16 protein-coding genes are annotated in these 23,646 nt (G+C 52.0%); 5 read left to right on the top strand and 11 right to left on the bottom strand.

The window, feature by feature from the left end; translation table 11 throughout:
* Positions 1 to 157: 157 nt before the first annotated feature.
* The 4 genes from U9S71_RS06130 to U9S71_RS06115 form a co-directional block, all read right to left on the bottom strand.
* On the bottom strand, positions 158 to 2,398 hold the full coding sequence (locus U9S71_RS06130; protein WP_326326032.1) for an inorganic phosphate transporter: 2,241 nt from the start codon (positions 2,396 to 2,398) through the stop codon (positions 158 to 160).
* A gap of 94 nt (positions 2,399 to 2,492) precedes the next feature.
* Complete coding sequence (locus U9S71_RS06125) at positions 2,493 to 4,283, bottom strand: chloride channel protein (RefSeq protein WP_326326030.1); 1,791 nt, start codon at positions 4,281 to 4,283, stop codon at positions 2,493 to 2,495.
* Between the two features lie 18 nt (positions 4,284 to 4,301).
* A complete protein-coding gene (locus U9S71_RS06120; protein ID WP_326326029.1) occupies positions 4,302 to 5,486 on the bottom strand; it encodes a trans-sulfuration enzyme family protein in 1,185 nt (394 codons plus the stop codon).
* A 145-nt stretch (positions 5,487 to 5,631) separates the two neighbouring features.
* A complete protein-coding gene (locus U9S71_RS06115) occupies positions 5,632 to 6,525 on the bottom strand; it encodes a DMT family transporter (protein WP_326326027.1) in 894 nt (297 codons plus the stop codon).
* A 129-nt stretch (positions 6,526 to 6,654) separates the two neighbouring features.
* Between U9S71_RS06115 and U9S71_RS06110 the strand changes: the two genes are divergently transcribed.
* Entirely contained in the window at positions 6,655 to 8,721 is a 2,067-nt protein-coding gene (locus tag U9S71_RS06110; RefSeq protein ID WP_326326025.1) for a dipeptidyl-peptidase 3 family protein, read from the top strand.
* Here the strand turns inward: U9S71_RS06110 and mfd are convergent.
* From mfd to U9S71_RS06085, 5 genes are read right to left on the bottom strand one after another with little or no spacing between them, the layout of a single operon-like run.
* The gene (gene mfd / locus U9S71_RS06105; RefSeq protein ID WP_326326222.1) at positions 8,718 to 12,080 is read right to left on the bottom strand and encodes a transcription-repair coupling factor; all 3,363 of its coding nucleotides are present in this window, start codon (positions 12,078 to 12,080) and stop codon (positions 8,718 to 8,720) included. The two genes, U9S71_RS06110 and mfd, sit on opposite strands and share 4 nt — an antisense overlap.
* A 41-nt stretch (positions 12,081 to 12,121) precedes the next feature.
* Positions 12,122 to 14,152, bottom strand: a complete 2,031-nt coding sequence (locus U9S71_RS06100) for a tetratricopeptide repeat protein (protein ID WP_326326023.1) — start codon at positions 14,150 to 14,152, stop codon at positions 12,122 to 12,124.
* Positions 14,153 to 14,196: 44 nt separating this feature from the next.
* The gene (locus U9S71_RS06095) at positions 14,197 to 14,952 is read right to left on the bottom strand and encodes a LytR/AlgR family response regulator transcription factor (protein WP_326326022.1); all 756 of its coding nucleotides are present in this window, start codon (positions 14,950 to 14,952) and stop codon (positions 14,197 to 14,199) included.
* A gap of 10 nt (positions 14,953 to 14,962) precedes the next feature.
* The gene (locus tag U9S71_RS06090; RefSeq protein WP_326326021.1) at positions 14,963 to 17,032 is read right to left on the bottom strand and encodes a tetratricopeptide repeat protein; all 2,070 of its coding nucleotides are present in this window, start codon (positions 17,030 to 17,032) and stop codon (positions 14,963 to 14,965) included.
* Between the two features lie 7 nt (positions 17,033 to 17,039).
* On the bottom strand, positions 17,040 to 18,572 hold the full coding sequence (locus U9S71_RS06085) for a sensor histidine kinase (RefSeq protein WP_326326020.1): 1,533 nt from the start codon (positions 18,570 to 18,572) through the stop codon (positions 17,040 to 17,042).
* Between the two features lie 264 nt (positions 18,573 to 18,836).
* On the opposite strand from U9S71_RS06085, the gene U9S71_RS06080 reads away from it, so the two are divergent.
* Genes U9S71_RS06080 through U9S71_RS06070 form a run of 3 tightly spaced genes read left to right on the top strand, consistent with a single transcriptional unit; the run spans position 18,837 to position 20,763 of the window.
* The gene (locus U9S71_RS06080) at positions 18,837 to 19,376 is read left to right on the top strand and encodes a hypothetical protein (protein ID WP_326326018.1); all 540 of its coding nucleotides are present in this window, start codon (positions 18,837 to 18,839) and stop codon (positions 19,374 to 19,376) included.
* A gap of 6 nt (positions 19,377 to 19,382) precedes the next feature.
* Positions 19,383 to 20,015, top strand: coding sequence for a hypothetical protein (locus U9S71_RS06075; RefSeq protein WP_326326016.1), 633 nt, complete (start codon positions 19,383 to 19,385; stop codon positions 20,013 to 20,015).
* Positions 20,016 to 20,064: 49 nt separating this feature from the next.
* Positions 20,065 to 20,763: a hypothetical protein gene (locus U9S71_RS06070; protein ID WP_326326015.1), complete on the top strand. Its 699-nt coding sequence runs from the start codon at positions 20,065 to 20,067 to the stop codon at positions 20,761 to 20,763.
* A gap of 52 nt (positions 20,764 to 20,815) precedes the next feature.
* On the opposite strand, the gene U9S71_RS06065 is transcribed toward U9S71_RS06070, so the two are convergent.
* Positions 20,816 to 21,067: a hypothetical protein gene (locus U9S71_RS06065; protein WP_326326014.1), complete on the bottom strand. Its 252-nt coding sequence runs from the start codon at positions 21,065 to 21,067 to the stop codon at positions 20,816 to 20,818.
* Between the two features lie 105 nt (positions 21,068 to 21,172).
* On the opposite strand from U9S71_RS06065, the gene U9S71_RS06060 reads away from it, so the two are divergent.
* On the top strand, positions 21,173 to 21,712 hold the full coding sequence (locus U9S71_RS06060) for a lipocalin family protein (RefSeq protein ID WP_326326013.1): 540 nt from the start codon (positions 21,173 to 21,175) through the stop codon (positions 21,710 to 21,712).
* Between the two features lie 27 nt (positions 21,713 to 21,739).
* Here the strand turns inward: U9S71_RS06060 and glmS are convergent, their stop codons facing one another.
* The gene (glmS, locus tag U9S71_RS06055; RefSeq protein ID WP_326326011.1) at positions 21,740 to 23,581 is read right to left on the bottom strand and encodes a glutamine--fructose-6-phosphate transaminase (isomerizing); all 1,842 of its coding nucleotides are present in this window, start codon (positions 23,579 to 23,581) and stop codon (positions 21,740 to 21,742) included.
* Between the last annotated feature and the right edge of the window lie 65 nt (positions 23,582 to 23,646).

Genomic DNA, 23,646 nt, shown 5'->3' with positions numbered 1-23,646 from the left:
GTTTCCTGACCGATTCGGCGGCTGCAATAATAACCTAAAACGAAAATAATTGTCTTAGTTTATGTAGGAACATGGGGCGCACGCACCCTGATTTACTACCTGTGCCGTAGCAGTTGAGCGTGTCAACCCAGCCTTATAATACCTAAATACGCATCCCTCAATTCTCAAACCGGCCGTACAACTTGCATATCCGAAAAAGTACCGCCTGTATATCACGGCTTTGAAGGAAAATACTGGTTTGGAGCAGCGCCTGCTTGCTACCAATATCCTTGCGGCGGATGATATCCAGCTCATTGCCGAAATTTGTATTGATGAATTCGCGAATTTCGTTGCGGCTCAAGCGTAGCAGTGGCACGTCTGGCCCATCTTCTTCATTGAGCTCATGGGTAGCCAACCGGAAAAACTTATCCATCTTTCCGGCCAACACCTCCAACGTGTCAATGAAACCACTGGCCAGCGGCTCATGCAGGTTCTCGATGTATTGCAGGCTCTCTGCGCTCAGAAACTTGGCCGATTGGAGCATATCCTGAATCAGGTCGGAGCCGTGAACAATCACTTCGGCCGAGCGGCGGTCGGCGACCTCCAGCTTCCGGATGGCCCGGAGGCTGTTCCGCTTCAGTTTATACGAATACTTGATGAGGTCCATCAGCTCCTTATCTGTCCGCTTAATAGCCGATGCATCGCCGCTACGAATACCATTCAACACGGTACCATAGTGGCCTGATATTTCGATGATCATCGTTACCAGCATATTCTTGCTGCGGATGTATACATCAAGATCGCCCTCTTCTAGCAAACTGAGCCTGCTCTTCTCAACTTTCGATTTCTGTTCCTTCTTAGAAAAAGTAATGTTAGAAATAATAATATAAACGAGCACAACACTCATAAGCACCGCTGTGGCCACCACGCCCTGGTAAATCACAAACACAAATAGGCCTGCAACCGAAAACGCAATAAGTGCCGTAATGAACCACCCACCGATCACACTAAGTACGCCCGTAACCCGGTAAACCGCCGATTCGCGACCCCAGGCCTTATCGGCCAAAGAGGTACCCATAGCCACCATAAAGGTTACATAGGTAGTGGACAGCGGCAACTTCTGCGAGGTAGCCCATGCAATCAATATGCTCGCCAATATCAAATTGGTCCCTGCCCTTACCAAGTCGAACGCTGGTGCACTTTCGCCAACCAACGTGGCTTTCTGTAATTTATCGCGCTCAAAGCTCAGGTTGTAACGCCGTTTCACGTTGCGCGGTATCACCGCATCAAACACATTGCCCAGCATCATCGCGGTCTTCACCACCCGCCGTGAAATAGTGTTGGGCTTAAACCGATCGTCGCTTCCATCGTCCCCCTGCTTGCCGAGATTGATCTCGGTCTCGGTCACTTTCTTGGCCTTTGCACTCAGCCAGAGGGTCAAGGCCATCACCAACCCGGCTATCCCCAGCATGTAGCCGGGCACGATGATATCGCTGTTGGCCAGGTAATCTTGGTATAGCGCGTCAGCCGGCACACCGCTACCCAGCCAATTCTGGTAGGCCAACAGGCCGGTAATCGGCACACCAATAAAGTTCACTAAGTCGTTTCCAGCAAACGCCATCGCCAGTGAAAACGTGCCTGCTAACACCACGATTTTCAGTGGATTCACCCCAAATTGACGCTGAAGCCAGTAGCAAACCCCGATGGATACTACAATGACAACAAGCATCACCACCACAACGTTGTCATAAATTGAACTTACCCAGTCTCCCTGTGCCAATGTAGTGCCTTTCAGCCCCTTAATCAACAGAAAATAGATAATGACGGCAATACCGACACCCGAAAAAAGCACGCCCAAGCTCTTTATACGCTTCTCGTATTGAAAGGTAAATGCAGAGCGGACGAAAAACTGTACAATCATCCCTCCTGTGAAGGCAATCAAAATGGAAAGAAATATCCCCGAGATAATCGAAAAGGTGCTGTCTATGTTGATGTATTTCATCACTTCACCAATCGATTCCCCTTTCTCAGCCGCGAAAAGGAACCCCATAATCATGGAAGCGCCCAATAGCTCAAAGACAATGGAAACGGTCGTCGAAGTAGGAAGTCCAAGCGTATTGAAAATATCAAGGAGCACAATATCAGCCAGCATCACCGCTAGGAATATCCACATGACTTTGTCGAACGTGAAGTGCTGCGGCGTAAAAATACCCTTCCGCGCAATCTCCATCATCCCGCTAGAGAAAAAGCACCCCACCAGTATACCCACTGCGGCAATGAGGATAATGTTCCGGTAGCTCGTTACCCTGCTCCCGATGGCTGAATTTAAAAAGTTGACGGCATCGTTACTCACGCCTACAATCAAATCCGCAATGGCCAATACCAGCAATACGGCGACAATAAATAACATGTACTCCATAGTAATCCCAATTACCAATTAAAGCCACAAAAATGTAAAGTTAATGTGTATTAATCATTGTCGTAACATTAAGTTAATGTTAACAACAGAAGAGTTACGACAGGTAATCCGCCTGCCGCATCAGCAAGGCCCGGTACTTGTTGAAAACGGCGGACTTGGACACAAAGCCCATGTACTCCCCCTCCTCACCCAACACCGGCAATATCCAGATGTCCTCTCGGTTCATCTTGTTCATCACCACTTCCATATTAGCACCCATCTGCACCGTATCTACCGGCTTCTGTACCAAATCGGCTATCGTTTTGTCGCCCTCGTTCGTTTCACCCAGCAGAATCTCAAACAAACGCTCGCTATAGATAATCCCCAGCAGCTTACCGGTATCATCATCTACCACCGGAAAGATATTCCGCTTGGTATGGATAATGTCGTGGCGCCTATCCGTCGGCTTCTCCCAGGGGTGGAGGATGGTGAAGTTGGTTTCGAGCACATAGCGGAGCTTCATCATGCTCAGCACCGTGCGGTCTTTATCCTCGTGGGTAAGCAAATCGCCTTTCTCGGCTAGTGCTTTGGTGTAAATGGAATGCCTCATCACGCTGCGGTTAATCAAGTACGCGATGGAGGTGACAATCATCAACGGTACCATCAGCGCGTAGCCGCCGGTGATCTCGGCACTTAAGAAAATGCCCGTAAGGGGTGCATGCATGATGCCGCTCAGGGCAGCGGCCATGCCTGCGACGGAAAAATTCGCGATATCGAGGGTCACCCACCCCGTCAGGTTCAATCCATAGGCAAAGGCAAACCCCAATAAACCACCCATCACCACGGTGGGCCCGAAAATACCACCATTGCCACCGCTGTTGAGCGTTACGAGCGAGGCGAACGATTTGGCAAATACCGTAATGATCGCATAGCAAACAATCAGATACCCATAGGAACTGTATTCCGAAAAGATGCTGTTCTCAAGCAACGCATGGTGGTTGCCATCCAGGATCTGTTGTATGGCCAGGTACCCTTCCCCGTACAGCGCCGGAAAAAGGAAAATAAGCAGCCCTAGCAGCAGCCCACTCAGCCACACTTTGCGGTAGGGGTTGGTAATTCGGCCGAACCATCCATTCACGGCCGTACTCAGCTTTGCGAAATAAATGGAAAATAAGCCGATCACGATGGCCAACACCACATAAAAAAACAGGGCACTCATATCCCAATCGTCGGTGAGCAGGTGGAACAGCGGCTCGCTATAAAGCAGCCGCGATATCACGGAGGCCGTCGCTGCCGACATCAGCAGGGGAATGAATGCCGGTATCGAAAACTCCGGCAGAAGGATTTCTATCGCGAAGATCATCCCCGCCACGGGGCTGTTGAACGCCCCCGCGATTCCTGCCGCGGCACCACATGCCAGCAAGAGCGTAACTTCGCGGTAGTTGAGTCCGAAGACCCGGCCGATGTTCGAACCAATCGCCGATCCGCTGTTCGCTATCGGTGCCTCCAAGCCCGCCGACCCGCCAAACCCGATGGTTAGCGCACTCGTGATGATCTGCGAATACATGTTGTGGGGTTCGAGCTTGCTCGATTTACGCGATATGGCATACATAATCGGGGTCATACCGTGCGCCATGTGCTTACTCTTAATAAACCGCCTTACATAAACCACGCTGAGCAGGATGCCTATCAACGGAAAAAAGAGGTACAGGTAATACTTGTATTCCCACTGTACCTCATCCTGTAAGAACGAAGCAATGGAGTGGGTAAGCCCCTTCAATGCGGCAGCAGCAAGTCCACCCATCACCCCTACCAATACGGATAGGATGATGAGGAAATTCCGGTTCGACACCCGCTGGATGCGCCATTGGTTTAACCGCCATATGTATTTCCCCAGTCGCGTCATTCTTCCGATCACGTCTTATTACAGACCCGCCAGCGCCTGTTCGAAATCGCCAATCAGGTCGTCGATATGCTCTATACCTACAGAGATGCGCAACATGCCGTCGTTGATGCCCGCCTTCAGCTTCTGCTCGGGCGAGTGGTGCAGTCCCCACATGCTGGCCGGATGTACCGCCAACGATTCCACACCACCAAGACTTGCTGCGTTCGCAAAGATTTTCAATCGGTTCAACACCGTCTGTGCGTGGGCAAACTGTTGGCGCTCATCGGCACCTGCCACCTCCACACAGAGCATCCCCGTAAAGCCTTTCATCTGGCGCTTCGCCAGTTCATGCTGGGGGTGCGACGGTAGTCCGCAATAGCTTACCTGTGCAATATGTGGGTGCCGCTCCAACCATTGGGCCAATGCCATGGCGTTGGCATTGATCTGATTCACCCGGAGCGACAGCGTACGCAGGCCGCGCAGCAACAACCACGCATCAAACGGCGCCAGTGCCCCCCCAAGCGACAGCAATTTCTTCCAAGCCTTGTTCACCGTCTCTTCCGTACCACAAATTACGCCTGCGGTGAGGTCGCTGTGGCCACCGAGATACTTGGTGGCACTATGCACCACAATGTCGATACCGAAGTCGGCCGGCCGCTGGTTAATGGGGCTGGCGAAGGTATTGTCGCAGATGGTGGTCATTCCGCGCTGCCGCGCCAAGGCACCCACATATGCCAGATCGGTCACCGCAAGGTTCGGATTAGAAGGCGTTTCGAGGTAAATCAACGTCGTGTTATCGCGCAGGGCTTCGGCGAGCGACGCGTTATCACCCTGGTCAAAGAAAGAGACCGCCACGCCGAATTGTGGCAGCAGCTCTTTCAGCAGAATGCTAGCCGCCGAGTAATGCGACTGCTGGGCGACCACATGGTCGCCCGCCTTCACTACCGTGAGGATGGCCGTGCTGATGGCTGCCATGCCCGTAGCCGTTGGCAGCGCCGCTTCGGTGCCTTCCAGCCGAGCGACCACCTCAGCCGCTTGGCTGCTCACGGGGTTGCCATGACGATGGTAAAAATACGGGTACCGCGCATCGGTGGCCGCCGCCATATAGGCATCCGCATCGGCCGATGCATAGTATGTTGACGTTTGGTAAATGGGCGGCACCACGGCTTGTGTGTCATTAAACGACTTACCCGCGTGTATTAGATCGGTTTCTATATGACTCATGATATCTGAAAATTTGAAAGGGGCTACTTTGCAATCATACAAACTTAGGGAAATTTACCCCATCGGCAAAGCCGTATCACGGCAGGCATTACCTTTTTTGATGTAAAATGCGCGGAATCCTCAGTTCTCCGCGAGGCAACGTACACTATCGGGATATTGCCCGCCGCCGCTGCACGATATACAGGCCCACCATCACCAGCAGCACGCCCACCCCGGTATGCCAAGAGAGCGGTTCGTCCATCAACACCGCCGCAATAGCAAAGCCCGCAATGGGACAGAGAAACAGCCAAGCGGATGCTTTGATGGGGTTATCACGCAAGAGATACAGCCAAAGGAGCATCGCAACGACCGAAACGGCAATGGCCAGCCATAGCACCGCACCCCAAAATCGGCCATCGAATGTGTTGGCTGTCCCCTCATGGAAAAAAACCGCAAACGGCACCACGCACAGTCCGCCGATCAGCGTTTGCCAACCATTGATGGCGAGGATATGCAGCTCGCCCCAGTCCTGTCGGGCAAAATAAATCGACCCGGCCGAGTAAGACAACATGCTGAGGAAAAGCACGGTGAGACCAGCTGGCGTGGCATAGCTCTCACCCAACAGGGGATATGAGGCCAGCAACATACCCACGATGCAAAGCATAAAACTCACGACCGTACTCCACCCCACCGGCTGCTTGTACCATACTGCTCCCATCACCGTGATAAGCACGGGGTTGGTGGCCACAAACAAGGTGCCCAACCCAGCCGATACGTTTTGCATGGCCACCACATACAAGCCGAGGTAGAGGCCCACGTTCAGAAACCCATAAATGGAAAGCCGCTTCCAGAGCTGCCAGCCCGCGGGCAGTCGCTGCCCCATCACGAGGTGGGCAATGACCAGCATTACCGTGGCGGCCACGGCGAAACGTGCGATGGCAATCATAAAAGGCTGTGCCGCGAGCAGGCCGATCTTCGTGGCTGCCGATGCCGATGCCCACAAGATGGCAAACACCGTACCTGCAATCACATACCCTGCTCGTTGAATCGAACTTTTCACCTAATTATAAGCCAGAATTTCACCACGAAACTAAACAAAAGAATGGTTTTCGGTTTAATTTTATTTCCTTTGCAGGGTGCCGAGCACCAATTCGGCCATGACACCATGCACTAAATGAATATTTCAATCATGAAAACTGTACGTTCCAAAATCACTATGCTCGTTGTTAGCTCCGTAGCGCTGGCTACGCTATCCCAATCGTGCCAGTCGCCCGAAAGGGACACGGCTATCGATAGACAAGCATCACCCGTTACGGTCGATGCATTTGCCGACCTCGAAATCCTGCGTTACGATGTACCGGGATTCGATGCGCTTACCCTCCAGCAGAAAAAGCTGGCATACTACCTCTACAAGGCCGCACTGTCGGGCCGCGACATCATCTACGACCAACGCGGTAAAGACAACCTCACCATCCGTAAAACCCTCGAAGCAATCTTCAATAATCCCGAAACGGATAAAAGTGGCGACGAATGGTCAAAGCTCAAAACGTATGCAGGTCACTTCTGGTTCAGTAACGGCGCTCACCACCATTACTCCAACGACAAATTTGTGCCCGAGTGCAGCGCCGCATACTTCGGTGGGCTGGTACAAGCCTGTGATACGGCAACCCTCCCATTGCGCGAAGGTGAAAGCGTTACCGCGTTCATCGACCGCATCCAGCCAGTCATCTTCGATTCCACGGTAAACCCGAAGATGGTCAACCTCACCGAGGGCATCGATCACGTGGCCCAATCGTCCAACAACTTCTATGAGGGCGTTACCCAGCAGGAGGTCGAAGCCTTTTACAGCACATTCCCCGATACCGGACACGATCCCGAATGGGGCCTCAACAGCAAGGTGGTGAAAGTAGACGGCAAGGTGGCCGAACGGGTGTGGAAATCAGGCGGCATGTACGGCAGCGCCATCGATCAGATTATCTTCTGGCTCGAAAAAGCCATCCCCCTGGCCGAAAACCCTACCCAACAACAAGCACTTACCCTGCTAGCCGAGTACTACCGCACGGGCGATCTCCACACGTGGGATGAATACAACAAAGCGTGGGTGCAGGATACTACGGGCACCATCGATTTCGCCAATGGCTTCATCGAAGTATATAACGATGCTATGGGCATCAAGGGCAGCTACGAAGCCGTGCTCTCGTTGAAAGACCTCGAAAGCACGAAGCGTATCAAGGCCATCGCCGATGAAGCGCAATGGTTTGAAGACAACTCGCCGCTCATGCCTGCGCATAAGAAGAAAGAAGTGAAAGGCATCAGCGCCAAGGCCATTACGGTCATTGCCGAGGCGGGTGATGCGGCCCCCAGCACGCCCATTGGCATCAACTTACCCAACTCCGATTGGCTGCGCAAGGAATACGGATCCAAATCGGTATCGCTCAGCAACATCGTGCATGCCTACAATGAAAGCAGTGCCAACAGCGGCTTCCTCGAAGAGTTCGTGGCCGACACGGCCAAGCTGAACCGCATGAAAAAATACGGTAACCTGGCGAGCGATCTCCATACCGATATGCACGAATGCATCGGCCACGCTTCCGGCCAGATCAACCCTGGCGTGGGCACCACCGACAAGACGCTCAAGAGCTATGCGTCCTGCTTAGAAGAAGCCCGGGCCGACCTCGTGGCCCTGTACTATATCATCGACCCTAAGCTGATTGAAATCGGCGTGATGCCATCGCTGGAAGCGGGGAAAGCCGAATACGACAGCTACATGATGAACGGGTTGATGACGCAGCTCACGCGTATCAAGCCGGGCGACCAGATTGAGGAAGCCCACATGCGCAACCGCGCACTCAACGCCTACTGGGTGTATGAAAAAGGCAAGGCAGACAACGTGGTCTCCATCGAGAAAATCGACGGAAAAACCTACGTGCAGGTAAACGATTACGAAAAACTACGCACCCTCTTCGGTGAGCTGCTCCGTGAAATCCAACGGATTAAATCGGAAGGCGATTACGAGGCCGGCAAAAACCTCGTCGAAACCTACGGCGTGAAAGTTAACCGCGAACTCCATGACGAAGTACTGGCCCGCTACGCCAAACTGAAACTCAAACCTTACAAAGGTTTCGTGCAGCCTAGGCTTATTGCCATCGAGGAAAATGGCGAAATAACCGACGTGAAGCTGGAATATGTCACCGATTTCTACGGCCAGATGCTGGAGTACGCCGAGGACTATTCCCTATTGCCGGCAGTGAATTAATTCTGGGTGGTCGCTGCCTCGTCTTCCGTTGCTACTATGCTATTCAGAATACCGATGGCATACCCAATATCGGGCACCCGCTCAAAGGCGATGCGCAGCGAGCCTTTTACCTCCTTGAGGTTGCAGATAGTGGGGTTCTGCTGCACGAACTGCAATATTTTACCAAAGCGATCGCTTTCGAAATAGGCCGGGTTGGTGGCAAAGTAGCCACGGAGTACATTTTTCTTGAAAGATACTTTTTCAAAGCCGATTTCCTTACCCAACCACTGCAGACGCAATGTATTCAGCAGCTCCTCTACCTGAGGCGGTATCGGCCCGAACCGGTCGCGCAGCGACTGCCGGAAGGCGTCGAGCTGCTCCTCGCCTTCCAACTTGGAAATATCATTATAGAGATTATACCGCTCGGCCACGTTGGTCACGTACTCATCAGGAATGAGCACCTCCAAATCGGTATCGATTTGGGTGAACGATACAAAGTCACGCGGCTTCACATCGGTAAAGAGCGCCGAGAACTCGTCGTCTTTCAGTTCCTGGATGGCCTCATCGAGTATCTTGTGGTACATCTCAAATCCAATTTCGGCAATGAAACCACTCTGCTCGGCTCCCAGCAGGTTGCCGCTGCCGCGGATGTCGAGGTCGCGCATGGCCACGTTAAAGCCACTGCCCAGCTCCGAAAACTCCTCAATGGCATTAAGACGCTTGTATGCTTCGGCAGTGAGCGTAGAGAGCGGTGGGCTCAGTAGGTAGCAGAAAGCCTTTTTGTTGGAGCGCCCAACGCGCCCACGCATCTGGTGGAGGTCACTCAGCCCAAACATGTGCGCATGGTTGATGATAATGGTATTTGCGTTGGGGATATCCAGGCCCGCCTCGATGATGGTGGTGGCCACCAGCACGTCATACTCATGCTCCACAAATTTGAGCATCACATCCTCAAGGGCATCGCCCTCCAACTGGCCGTGGGCCACGCCCACCCGTGCGTGGGGCACCAGCTTCTTAATCAAATTACCCAGCTGTGGCAGGTCGGCCACGCGGTTGTGGATGAAGAATACCTGCCCACCGCGGTCTACCTCGTAGCTCACCGCCTCCTGGATGAGGGTTTCGTTAAATACATGCAACTCGGTCTGCACGGGTTGCCGGTTTGGCGGCGGCGTATTAATAATACTGAGGTCGCGCGCCCCCATTAGTGAGAAATGTAGCGTTCGCGGTATCGGCGTTGCCGTCAGGGTAAGCACATCTACGTTGGCGCGCAGCTGCTTGAGCTTCTCTTTTACCCCCACACCAAATTTCTGCTCCTCATCCACGATCATCAGGCCGAGGTCTTTGAACTTCACGTCTTTGCTCACCAACCGGTGCGTACCGATGATGATATCCAGCTTCCCTTCGGCCAGCCGGGCCAGTGTCTCCTTGATCTGTTTGTTGGTTTTAAACCGGTTGATGTAATCGATGGTGCACGGAAACCCTTTCAGGCGCTCGGTAAAGGTACGGTGATGCTGCATAGCCAGGATGGTGGTGGGTACTAACACAGCCACCTGTTTGCTATCCGCTACCGCCTTGAATGCCGCACGGATGGCGACCTCCGTTTTGCCAAAGCCCACGTCGCCGCACACGAGGCGATCCATCGGGTTAGGCGATTCCATATCGCCCTTCACATCGCGCGTCGCCTTCTCCTGGTCGGGCGTGTCCTCGTAGATGAACGATGCCTCCAGCTCGGTCTGCAGGTAGGTATCCGGACTAAATGCGTTACCTGTTTGTGCTTTACGTTGCGCGTATAGCTTAATCAGGTCGCGCGCAATGTCCTTAACTTTTTTTTTAGTGGTTTTCTTCAGCTTGTCCCACGCGTCGGTCCCCAGCTTGTTCATCTTGGGGGCCACCCCATCCTTGCCCGTATATTTCGAGATACGGTTCAGCGAATTGATATTTACATACAGCAGGTCGTTGTCGGCATATACCAGGCGTATAGACTCTTGTATCTTACCATTCACCTCCACCTTTTCCAGTCCGGCATACTTACCGATCCCGTGGTCTATGTGGGTAATGTAATCGCCCGGCTTCAGGTCGCGCAACTCCTTCAAGGTAATCGCCTGCGAGCGCTCATAGCCCTTCTTCCGTTTATATTTATAATAGCGATCAAACACCTGGTGGTCGGTATAGCACGCCGCGCCCAGCACCACATCGGCAAAGCCTTCGCGCAGGGCGGTATGTATGGGCGTAAAGGTGACCGACTTATCCATGTCTTCGAGGATGGTGATCAGCCGTTCAATTTGCCGGGGTGAATCGCTGAAAATGCAATTCTCAATCTCGGCCTTCTCGTTTTCCTTGAAATTATGTATCAACAGGCTGAAGTCCTTGTTGAACGACGGCTGCGGGCGCTGGTCAAACACGATGGTATCATCGGCTTTATACAGGAACTGCTTGCCGAATTCTACCACGGCGAAATCATGCAGGATGGCCGATAGGTTCTTATCGTCGATAAAATTGTACTTCGGATCCACCCACTCGGGATTCTGCTGCTTATCTTCGGGCGACAGGGCGCGCCACAACTCGGTGGCCTTCTTGTAACCGCGCGCAATGATATCCATTGTAAACTGCACATCTTCGAACCAAATCACCGCATCGGCCGGGATGTATTCCAGCAGTGCGATGTTGCCTTCCGTAAGGAACTTCGCCTGTACGTTGGGCACGATGGTTACCGTATGGATGTTGCTTACCGACAGCTGGCTTTCGATATCGAACGTGCGGATGCTTTCGATATCGTTACCGAAAAATTCGATTCGGTAGGGCAGGTCGTTAGAAAACGAAAAAATATCTACAATGCCCCCACGAATGGCGTACTGCCCCGGCTCATACACAAAGTCTACCCGTTCAAACTCATACTCCTGCAAGAATTCATTGATAAAGTCGATATCAAGGTTAGCCCGTTGGGTAATCTCAAGCGTATTCTTTTCGAGGTCGCTGCGGTTGATTACCTTTTCGGCCAAGGCCTCGGGGTAGGTCACCACCATTTTGGGCAACTCACTCGTATGGTTGAGTGTGCTCAACGTTTCGGCCCGCTGCAATACGTGGGCGCTATCGGTCTGCGTAAAGTCAAAGGCTTTGCGGTACGATGCGGGGAAGAAGAGCACCTGCTTATCGAGCAACCCTTCCAAATCGCTTAGGAAATAAGCGGCATCCTCATGGGTGGGCAGCACGAATACAAGGGGCCGCTCCTGCAATTTGTAGCATGCCACGGCCACCATCGCATCGGCCGATCCGATCAACCCTTTGAGGTGGATGTTCGGTTTTTTGCCCTGCAAGGCCTTTGCCAGCGTTGCTACCTGATTGCTCTGGCCAAATTTCGCTAAAATATCACTTATGCCCACTATCGTAAAACGCGGACAAAGGTACATAAAAAATAAGCTAATCAGGAGACTTCACGCCTCATTTCCGTTACCTGCGTATCCCCAATAAGAATAGCAACCTGAGCGCGGGTGCCCGCTACCGTCCCATCGGGGCCCATGTGGTTCTCGATGTTCCATTGGATATGGTCGCGGTAGCTCTTGTTGAACAGGTCTATCCGTTTATCGGTAATCTCATGGCCCATACTTTTATGGTCTTTGCATTCCATTGCCGGTTTGCGCAGCCCCACCCCATTGTCCTCAACGGTAAGTTGAATCGCCGAGCCGCGCGATTTCGCCACAATCTGCAAGCGCTTGTCCTTCCGGTCGGAGGGTGCCAAGCCATGGCAGATCGCGTTCTCCACAAAGGGCTGCAGCAGCAGCGCCGGGATGACATCGCGATTTTCCCATTCTGCCATTTCGTTAACAATTTGGTAGGTAAACTCACCATCAAAGCGGTTCTTCTCCAGTTTCAGGTATTGATCTAGCAGCTGCAGCTCATCACATACACGATGCACAGGACGATGCGAAATCTCCAATACCCGGCGAATGAAGCGGCTGAAATGGACCAAGTAATTGAGCGCACGGTCATACTCCTTCCGTTCCACCAGGAAGCGGATCGATCCCAGGCAGTTGAACATGAAATGCGGATTGATCTGCATCCGTGTAGCGATGATTTCGGCTTCCATCAGATTTCTTTCGTAAAGCGCCTTCAAGCGGGCATCTTTCTGCTGTTTAATTAGCTCTTCCGACCGTCTTTTGAGGCGCCGTACACGGTATTTGACAAATCCAAAGCCGGCAACCACCGCCAACAGCCCCACCATCACAAAGATAATTAGGTTTCGGCTGTGTAGCTTGGCTTCGGCCAGTTGCTTATCTTTAGTAAGCAGTTCAATCTCTGCTTCCTTGCTTTCAAGATCGTATTGCTGTTTGATAGCGGAAATCGCCACTTGTTGTTCATGGAAGGCAAGGCTGTCTTTATACTGCTGTGCGATGCGGTAATAGGCCAGTGCCCGCTTGGTGTCGCCCTGCTGCTCATAGGTGTTTGACATCGCCGCCGCACTATGTTGTATCATGGCATATTGCCGCAATTCGTTGCCCACATCATAGGCCCGGGAATAGGCCGTCAGTGCCTGGTCCAGCTGTCCCTGCCGCCGAAAAACGTCGCCTATGCTGCTCGCCACCGTAGCCTGTCCGAGCGGATTGTCCAATGCCTCATACAGGGATAGCGACCGCCCGAAATAGGCTTTGGCCGTTTGCAAGTCTTCCCCCTCCATCAGGTAACTATTGCCAATGGCTTCCAAGGTGATGGCCATCCCGTTCTTATCGTCCATCTTCTCGTTCAGTCGCTGCAATTCGGCAAGGTATTCGCGCGCCGTCCGGTGATTGCCGATCTCGTCGTAGTAGCTTCCGATAGAAAGATAATTCATGGCCTGCCCCAGCGTGTTGCCGGATGCTTTTGCGATATCGAGGGCCTGCCGGAGGTGCTCTAGGGCCTCCTGTTCGCGGCCCGGTATACTCATTAGCGCAATACCCAGTCCGTTGTTGGCAATCTCTCTATTCTTGTTGTCTTGCTCCGTTTCGGCAATGGCCAGCGCCTTCAGATAATACGCTACGGATACGTCGAAATTGCCATTGTGCCGGGCCGCCACGCCGGTGTTGTTAGCAAAGATCATTTTACTCAGCGGGGGGATGGGCAGGTGCTCCGTCAGATCGAAAGCCTTCTGGTGCAGTGGCACCGCCTGCGCGTAATACTGGTGGTAGCGGTAAAGCAGCCCGAGGTTGTCTAATGCTTTTGCGTAGAGGTAGGTGTCGCCGAGGTCGACCGCATGCTGCACCGCTTCGGCAGCAAGGTCCATGCAGCGGTCGCCGTGTTGGGCCTGGCGATGGTATAACTGCGATACCTTCAGTTGCGTCTCGATGTATGATGAATCAACGGGGCCATGTTTCAATAGCCGCTCCAGGCTGTCCAGGGGATTGCCCCACGCGGTTGTCAACGAAAAGAAAACAACGATAACCAAAGTGATAGTTTGCTTCGACAGACGACCCGATGTCATAATTGGTACATATAACAACGAAGGTACTATTTATTTTTTCTTTATCAGCGTTTTATTGCCTCAAACAATCCCACGATTACCCGCTTGCGCGAAGCGCTCACGGGAATCTCCTTGCCGTTCACTAGCACAATATAACCACCGTCGTTTCGTACATATTTCCGCATATACTGCGGATTGATCAAATACGACTGATGCGTGCGGATAAATAGGAATTTTTCCATTACCTTTTCAAATTCCTTGAGCGTTTTGCTGATCAACAGGGTTTTGCCCGATTCGAAATGGATATTGGTGTAATTATTTTCACTTTGACAGTACAGGATGGTCTTTACGTCAATAAACTCAAAACCATCCAGGATCGGCACAGCCACCTTATTGCCCAGCAAACCATCCTTCTTGAGGTTGTCGAGCAGCAAACTGACCTGGCTGTTATCTTGTTCCAGTTCACGCCGCTCGCGCCAGCCCTTCACCGCCTCCACCAACTCCTGTTCATCAATCGGTTTCAGTAGGTAGTCTACCGCCCGTACTTTAAATGCTTGGATGGCGTACTGGCTGTAAGCCGTGGTAAAGATCACGTCAAAAGACGGTTGTTCAAACTGGTCCAGCAGCTCAAACCCGTTGATCCCCGGCATTTCTACGTCAAGGAATAAAAGATCGACAGGCGTTTCCCGCAGGGTCTTAATCGCTTCACGGGGCTTAATGCTGTGAAACACCACCTCAAAATCTGCAAAAAGGTGGTTTATATGTAGGAGCAAGCTTTTCACACAGTGCAGCTCGTCATCTATTATGGCAATTTTAAACATGGATGCTACGTCAAGTGGTTTCAGTAATTATTTCAGTAATCAGGGGTTCGTTAGGTTCGTTGCGGTCGCTGTCGTGGTGGGCGTCAATACGGATGATGAGCTGCACACGTGTACCCGATGGCTGTCCCTCCGCATCCGCTATCGATTCGATATGCCATTCGATGTGATCCGGAAAATTACTGTTATACAGCTCAATCCGCTTATCGGTTATGCGATGTCCCATGCTGGTATGGCCATCGCGCGATGGCGCACTTTTCACAAAGCCTACCCCGTTATCTTCAATCGTAATTACAATCCCGTTGGCATCCGACCGGGAGCAGATGGCAATACGTTTGTCGGACCGTTCGCTGGCCAGCAAGCCATGCCAAATGGCATTTTCTACAAATGGCTGCAAGAGAAGTGCAGGCAAGGTTTTACGGTCGGCCCATTGCTCTACCTCATCACTAACGCGGTAACTGAAGTCACCGTCAAACCGATTTTCCTCGAGCCTTAGGAAACCCTCCAGTAAACGCAGCTCGGTCGCCACCGTGTGCACGGGCTGTTCGGAGGTTTCCAACACACTGCGGATAAACCTGCTGAAGGTAACCAGGTATCCCATTGCCTTGGCGTTTTCGTTACTTTGAATCATAAACTTAATCGCATTGAGGCTATTGAACATAAAATGTGGATTCACCTGCATACGTGTCGCGATCATTTCGGCTTCCATGACGCTCTTTTCATACTGCGCCTTCAACTTATCGCGCTTTTGTGCTTCAATAAGCATAATCGCCTTTCTTCGTATTCGCCGTATTCGAACTAGGAAAAAAATCAGCCCCAGTAACAAAATCAGCACGCCGGCCATGAGGTAGATAATGAGCGCGCTGCTTTTCAGTTGTGCTTCTCGGAGCGTCTTATCTTTGGTAAGCAGTTCGATTTCTGTTTCCTTGCTTTCGAAATCGTACCGCGTTTTGATGGCCATGATGGCCGTTTCCTGCTCCATGAGCGCTAGGCTGTCTTTATATAGCTGTGCTATTTTAAAATAGTTAAATGCTTCGGAGGTATTATGCTGTTCTTCATAGATACGCGACATCATTTCAGCGCTATTCTTGATCAGCCGTTTATTATTTAACCGAACCCCCACCTCCATCGACTGCCTGAAAAACGACAACGCTTGGGTTAGCTGCTGGTTTCTAAAAAAGATTTCGCCAAGGCTATTGAGCGTCTGTGCTTCGCCTACATCATTGCCAACTTCCTTAAAGCGCTGTTGGGCCTGCCGAAAATAAGATTGTGCCGCAGGCAGGTCGTTTCCCTCCGTCAGGAAACTGTTGCCGATTGCTTGCAAGCTGATGGCCATCCCGTTTTCGTCATCCATTTCTTCGTTCAAGAGCTGAAGTTCACGGAAGTATCCCCTAGCCTTGTCGTGCTGACCTACCTTGTCATAGTACCCGCCGATGGAGAAGTAATTCATCGCTTGCCCGCGTTTGTTGCCAGCACCTTTTGCAATCTCAAGCGCTTGGTGCAAGTAATCCAAGGCTTCTTCACCCCTGCCAGGGAGGCTCATAAGGGCTATACCTAAGCCATTGGAGGCAATTTCCATATTCTTCTCGTCGTCGGCACGCGTGGCAATGGCCAATGACTTCAGGTAATAATTTACCGCGATATCGTTATCGCCATTATGGCGTGCCGCCACCCCGGTATTGTTGGCGTAGATCATTTTGCTCAGCGGGGGCGCCGCTTCGTGTTCAATCAGGTCAAATGCCTTCATGTGGAGCCGCAATGCTTGCGCATAGCGGTGGTGGTAGCGATACAACAGGCCCAGGTTGTCTAGCCCCTTGGCATACAGCGTGGTGTTGGCAAGTGTGGCGGCCTTCTCCATGGCCAATGCGGCTATACCGATGCAATCATCTTCGTGGTGTGTCTTCCTGTGTTCCAGGCGCGACAAGTCAATCTGGAGTTCCACCCGGGTCGAATCGTTCTGCTCGCGCTGCAGCCGCCGGCGCAAACTGTCTATCCGGCTGTCCCGAGAATCACCTCCCACCGCTTCCGGTGTTATCGTGGTGGCCAAGACAAAGACCAGGATGATGCATTTCGTTATGTTCATGGTAGACTTACGTGATAGAGGACCGTTTTTTAGTCAAGGTAATGGTAAATTCGGCTTTCGTTCCTGTCTGTACGCCGCCGTTGAGTTCGGTCAGCTGAAAATCAATTTTGTCGTCGAAGCTGTAATTATATAATTTGATACGTTCTTTGGTCAGCGAAATACCCAGTCGGTTGTCGCTCCCCCGCTCTGCCGACTGCCGGCTGCTTTTCCAGCCCACACCGTTATCTGTGATGGTAATCGTGAGGGTGTGGTCGTTTAGCACAATATCAACGGTGATTTCCTTATTTTTCGTCGGGCTGTTCATCAGGCCATGCCATACGGCGTTCTCCACAATTGGATGGAACAACATGGGAGGCACCATGATGCCTTTCATCTGCGGGTTATCGCCGCCACTGATCCGGTACGAAAAATCATCATCAAACCTGTTTTTTTCGAGCTTTAGGTATTTTTCCACAATGGTCAGCTCTTCAAGGATCGGGATGACTTGCTTCTGTGAGTTTTCTAGCACCATGCGGATAAAGCGGCTGAATACCACAAGGTACTCGATGGCTATCTTATTCTGGTCGCTTTGGATCAGGTAGGTAATGGAGTTCAGGCAGTTGAATAAGAAGTGTGGATTAATTTGTAGCGTCCGGGCCAGCATTTCGGATTTTGCCATTTCAATCCCAAACTCCGCTTGCAGTCGCTTCTTTTCTTCCCTGTTGAGTTCCTCCTGTGCCCAGATGATTTCCGCTTCCCGTACCTTCACTTTTTTTTCGAGCTGCTTATTCATCTCACTGGCCAATTGCCTATTCTTGCTGAGCTGTTCGATGTGCCGTTCTTGGGCTACCTGCTTTTCTTCGACCAGATGGACGAAACGTTGCCCCAAGGCCACCGCAAAAAAGAGCGTTTCCACGAAAATACCGGCTTCAAAATACGTAGGTGCCGTAGCGTTATATAACCACGCTGTGGGTAAGTCACTGAATGAAAACCGTACGGATGCCACAATCGAACCTACGAAATAGGCTAGGCTGCCCAACACAAACGGACCTTTTACGGGCGACTGGACGTGCATAATCACCCATGTAAGAAAATAGGTACTTAATGAGAAGATAATCACCCGTACCGACAAGAAGATGTACGATGTATAGTCGAAGATGGCGGGGTAGCAAACAAAATAAGCAATTGCGTATACAAGGCAAGCAATACCCCAGATTTGGAACGCGCGGGCTATGCGCCTGCTCTGGCTTCGGAGATCAATCAGTTCCACCGCAAAAAAGATATAGGCGCTGAAAGCCAATAAGGCAACCGGCTCGATGATTCGCCTATTACCATAGAAATACCCATCAAACAGTTGCCCAAACCAGGTAACGGTTTTGATATTGATAAAACCGTACACCCACGAGCAGACCAAAAACAACGTATAGAACAGGTAAATCCGTTCCCTATTTTTGAAATAGAGTATAGAAACGAAAAAAATCAATACCGCCACCGCACCACAGAACAATAGTCCGATAATGTCCGATTGTTGATTGATCTCAGCGAGGTGCGTATATTCCATTCAGTCTATAAAATCCATAAATATAGCGCTTTCTTGTCATTGGTGAAGCGTCAGTTATCAAACTACCCGAAGCGGTGAGAATTTGGCCGTAATCAGCAAGAATCCGCGATTTTCGGTCCCCCTTCTTTTTGGAACTCCCCATTTCTCACCGGAAACTTTACAATGCTCTTCCAAACCCAGCAGTTACTCACTCGCTATTGTAGCCGCCCCCCTTATATTATCTCTTTGCAGCGTTAATAATTGACGAAATAAATTTCAAAGACCATGAAAAAAATTGTATTCATTATTGCACTCACCACGTGCACCTACATGATGGCTTCCGCACAAAAGGGCGACATCCAAATCGGTGCAGGCGTAGACGTCGCACTGCCTCTCGGTACCTTCGGCGAAGGTTTTGGCGTCGGTTTAGGTGCTTCGGCCAAAGGACTGTATGGCATCAGCGATGCTGGGCAAGTCACGTTAACGATCGGGTTTTTACGCTTCGGCATGAAAGACGGTAACGACCAGGTTTCGGGCTCCAACACACTCATTCCCGTGTTGGCCGGCTACCGCCACCGGTTTGGCAACCTTTACGCCGAAGGGCAGCTAGGGCTCACCGCAGTGCGCACCGCCGTCAAATTCAAAGACAGCAGCATAGGCAATTTCGGTGGTAGCACATCCGCAACCCACCTCGGCTATGGCATCGGTGGCGGCTACCTGATGGGTGCGTGGGACCTTGGCCTCCGCTTCCAGGGTGTATCCGGCTCCGGCGGCAGCCTCGATTTTGTGGCCCTCAAACTCGCGTACAATTTCCAGCTTAATTAACTACCCATGAGACCAATCTATCTACTTGCGTCACTCGTCCTGTTGATTTTCGTGGCGTCATCGTGCAAGAAAGACAAAACACCCGATCCATTCGGATTGACCGCTGGCAAACTGAGCATGAAAGCCGACGGTACGCCACGGGAGGCCGAAACGGCATTTGTGTTTACCGCGCACGAGGAGGAAACGGACCACTACATCATTGCACTTACCGGCATGTTCACCCCGCAGGGCGCGGGCTCAACCGACGATGTCGTCGATGCGTTCTACATCTACATGAGCTTCACGGCGGCGCAATTCAACAACCCGAAAGGCACGTACGACATCATTGCGCTCGATAGTGATCCCGAAGGCCGGCCACTGGTCTATGCCACGTACCAAGTGGGGCTGGGCTCGGATGCGGCGCGTATTTACGGCATTGCCGAAGCAAACAAGTCGATTGGAAAGCTGACCATCACCGGCTTTGAAATCGGTAACCAAACCGGTATTCCGGGACTTTCCGGCAGGGGGTATACGAAACTTCAAGGCACCTTCCAGATGACCCTCTCCGAGTTGAAAATGGATGGAAGCGGTTTCAGCGGCGAGTTCGCGATCACCGAAGGGAAATTCGATGTGAAAGATCAATTTGCATTCGGATTCTAATTAGCGGCCAAGGTAAGCACCCATCTTTTATTAAGTAAGTTATCTCATCATGAAAAAATTACTGTCTATACTCTTTATCGCCAGCCTGGCGGCCGCCTGCTCAAAAGACGACAACCCGCCGGCTTGGGACGACAAGACCGGCGCATGCCTGAAAAATTATGACTTCCAGTATGAAAAATTGCTGACCAAGGCGGATGTTGGCAAACATGTAACCATAGACGAAGCCTCCTATAAACTGGATGTCAGCACCATGAAAGGCCAGTATGGTCATGCCACCTATACGTGGAACAGCGATCGTCCTGATTTGGAGATAGAAATACTGGGACAAATCATCCGTGGCCCCGACCGCAACCGACTGGAATTCACACAGCTTTACTTTTACACGGCTAGTGAGGTGCAACTGTACAGTCAGGAATCCGTTATCGAACTGTTCGACATCGGCTACCGGAAGCTGTCCGATGCCGAGGTGCGGGAAATGCGCGAAAACCTCGATCGGCAGTACGCCGATGACCCCGCTGGGTTGGAGCAGGCCAAAAAATTCCTTGAAGCCCGGTTGAGCTTCAACTATCAGCGGGTAGAAGTGGGCGACCGCGCCTATTGGAGCTGGAACGACACGCATGGGTTGGAACTAAACGTACTGGCCGGCGCGACATCCTTTTCGCTCCGCACCAAGTTCAGCGCCGAAGCTGCAACCACCCTGCCCATTACCGTTGCCCTTGCCAAAGAGATTCTGGCAAAGTGTAATTAAAGGCTGTTAAGAAGCGGGCAATACATACCCCCGTATCGATAACCACGGCGGGTTACGATTGCTGCATGTCGGCAATCGCTTCGCGCGTTACGTTGGTACCGAAAAGGTACACCCGCGTTAGTGCGGGCAAGCCTCTCAACTGATTGACGCCGTCATTCCCAATCGCGGTCGATGACAAGTTGAGGTACTGCAGTTGCGCACAGGCGGGGAGTGTCGACCGGCGGTAAATCTCACTTTCCTCAGGTTGGCTGGGCACCATCACCACACCCCCGCGCTCAACACAGCCACCGCGATACCAAACCACTGGTGGAATTACTTATTTAAATGGGATCAGGCCTGTACACTGGCCGAGCAGATCATGGAAGTCGTGCATCGCTGAACAAATCGCGACACCGATTGTTGCCCCTACATGAACAAACGATATATATTGGCCGTAGGCGGTCTCGCTATCGGTGCCACCGCCCTGGCACTATGCGGATATGGCCAGTCGAAACCCAAAGGGGTCAGCGTGGTGACCGATTTCGACCTCAAGCGTTACCTGGGCGATTGGTATGAATTGGCGCGGTTTGATTTCCGGTTCGAAAAGAACCTCAAAAACACGCGTGCACATTATGCATTAAACGATGATGGCACCGTTAGTGTAACCAATGCCGGTTACGACTATGTAAAGAAACGGCCAAAGGTCGCCAACGGAAAAGCCAAGTTGGTGGGCGAGCCCCACGAAGGCAAGCTGAAGGTGTCTTTCTTCGGCCCCTTCTATTCACCCTACAATGTGGTGGCTATAAAAGGCGACTATGAATATGCGCTGGTGATGGGCAAAAACACCGATTACCTCTGGATACTCGGGCGTAAGACCACCATCCCCGAGGGGGTGAAACAGGAATTTCTGGAAATTGCCCGTAAAGCCGGTTATGACCTCAATCGGTTGGTGTGGGTGAAGCACGATTGAGTACCGTGTACACCGCGAGGCGGCACCTTACTCCACCGTTACCGACTTGGCCAGGTTCCGCGGCTTATCCACATCCAGCCCACGGGCCACACCGATGTAGTACGATAGCAGCTGCAACGGGATCACGGAAAGCAATGGCGCAATCACCTCATGCGCCTCCGGCACTACCATCACCGCCTGGGCCAGGCCTGCCACCGAGTTATCGCCCTCGGATACCACCGCCAGCACATTACCCTTGCGGGCGTGGATTTCCTGGATGTTGCTCACGATCTTTTCGTGGTAAGCATCGCGCGTAGCCACAAACACCACCGGAAGTTGGTCGTCTACCAGCGCAATGGGGCCATGTTTCATCTCCGCGGCAGGGTACCCCTCCGCATGTATGTACGAGATTTCCTTCAGCTTCAGCGCCCCTTCCAAGGCGATGGGAAAGTTGTAACCCCGCCCCAGGAACAGGAAACTTTGGGCATCCTGGTAACGCCGGGCAATGTCTTTGATATTCGCCAGTTGGTGCTCAATAATCCACTCCACCTTGTCTGGCACCGCATCGAGCTCGTTTAGCAACGTGCGGAACAGCCCGCTGGAGAGGGTACCACGGATTTCTGCCAACTTCAGCGCCAACAACTGCAATACCGCTAGCTGGGCAGTGAACGCCTTCGTGCTAGCCACGCCGATTTCGGGCCCTGCATGGGTATACGCCCCCGCATCGGTAATCCGGGCAATGGATGAGCCCACCACGTTGACAATGCCAAAGATGGTAGCGCCTTGCTCCTTCGCGTTTTCCAATGCCACCAGCGTATCGGCCGTCTCACCACTTTGCGAAATGGCGATGATGACGTCTTTCGACGATACGATGGGGTTGCGATAACGGTATTCCGAGGCATACTCCACCTCCACATTGAGGCGGCAAAGTTCCTCGATGAGGTATTCGCCCAGCAGCCCCGCGTGCCAGCTTGTGCCACAGGCCACGATGACAATGCGGTTAGCTTCGCGCAGCTTATCGGCAATCTTATCCAGCCCACTCAATGTAATGTATCCCTCCGCAGCGTTGAGCCTGCCGCGCAGCGAGTCGCGGATGGTAGTGGGCTGCTCATGGATTTCCTTCAGCATGAAATGCTCAAAGTTACCCTTCTCAATCGCAGCCAGCTCAAGGTCGAGCTTCTGCACAAAAGGTGTGATGTGCTCGTTGCCCAGGTTTTTCAATATCAATTCATCGGGCCTTACAATGGCCAGCTCATAATCGTTGATGTAGACCACCTCCTTGGTATAAGCCAACATGGGCGAGGCATCGGAACCCAGGAAATGTTCGTCTTTACCCACGCCGATGACCAGCGGGCTCCCCTTTCGGGCGGCAACGATGGTCTCCGGCTGTTCGGTTTCGATCAGTAAGATCACATACGCGCCCGATACCCTTTTGAGTGCAATCCGCACTGCTTCTTCCAGCGAGCAGGCATTATTCAGCTTGATATCTTCGATAAAGTTAAGCAGTACTTCCGAGTCAGTATCGCTGCTGAAAGAATAGCCTTTTTTGAGCAGCTCATCTTTGAGCTGCGCATAGTTTTCGATGATACCATTGTGGATCATCGCAATCTTGCCCGATTTGGAAAGGTGCGGATGGGCATTGCGGTCGGACGGCTCGCCATGGGTAGCCCAACGGGTATGGCCTATGCCGACCGTGGAGCGGGTAGGCGCTTCACCGGCAAACGCTTCCAGTGCTGCCACCATACCCTGCTTCTTGTACACGGCCAAGTGGTTTCCGGTGTGCAGCGCCACACCGGCACTGTCGTAACCACGGTATTCCAACTTTTTCAGTCCCTCTATGAGGATGGGATAGGCTTGCTTGCGGCCCGTATAGCCAACGATTCCACACATAGTGTCGTATTTTAATTAACGTTATTCACAAATCAACGGCCGCAAAAATAGTGTTTTTATCTTTA

The sequence above is a fragment of the Parapedobacter flavus genome, assembly GCF_035818675.1.
GTDB lineage: Bacteria > Bacteroidota > Bacteroidia > Sphingobacteriales > Sphingobacteriaceae > Parapedobacter > Parapedobacter flavus.
The sequence above is the reverse complement of the archived record's forward strand: the minus strand, read 5'-3'. Positions and strand labels throughout refer to the sequence as shown.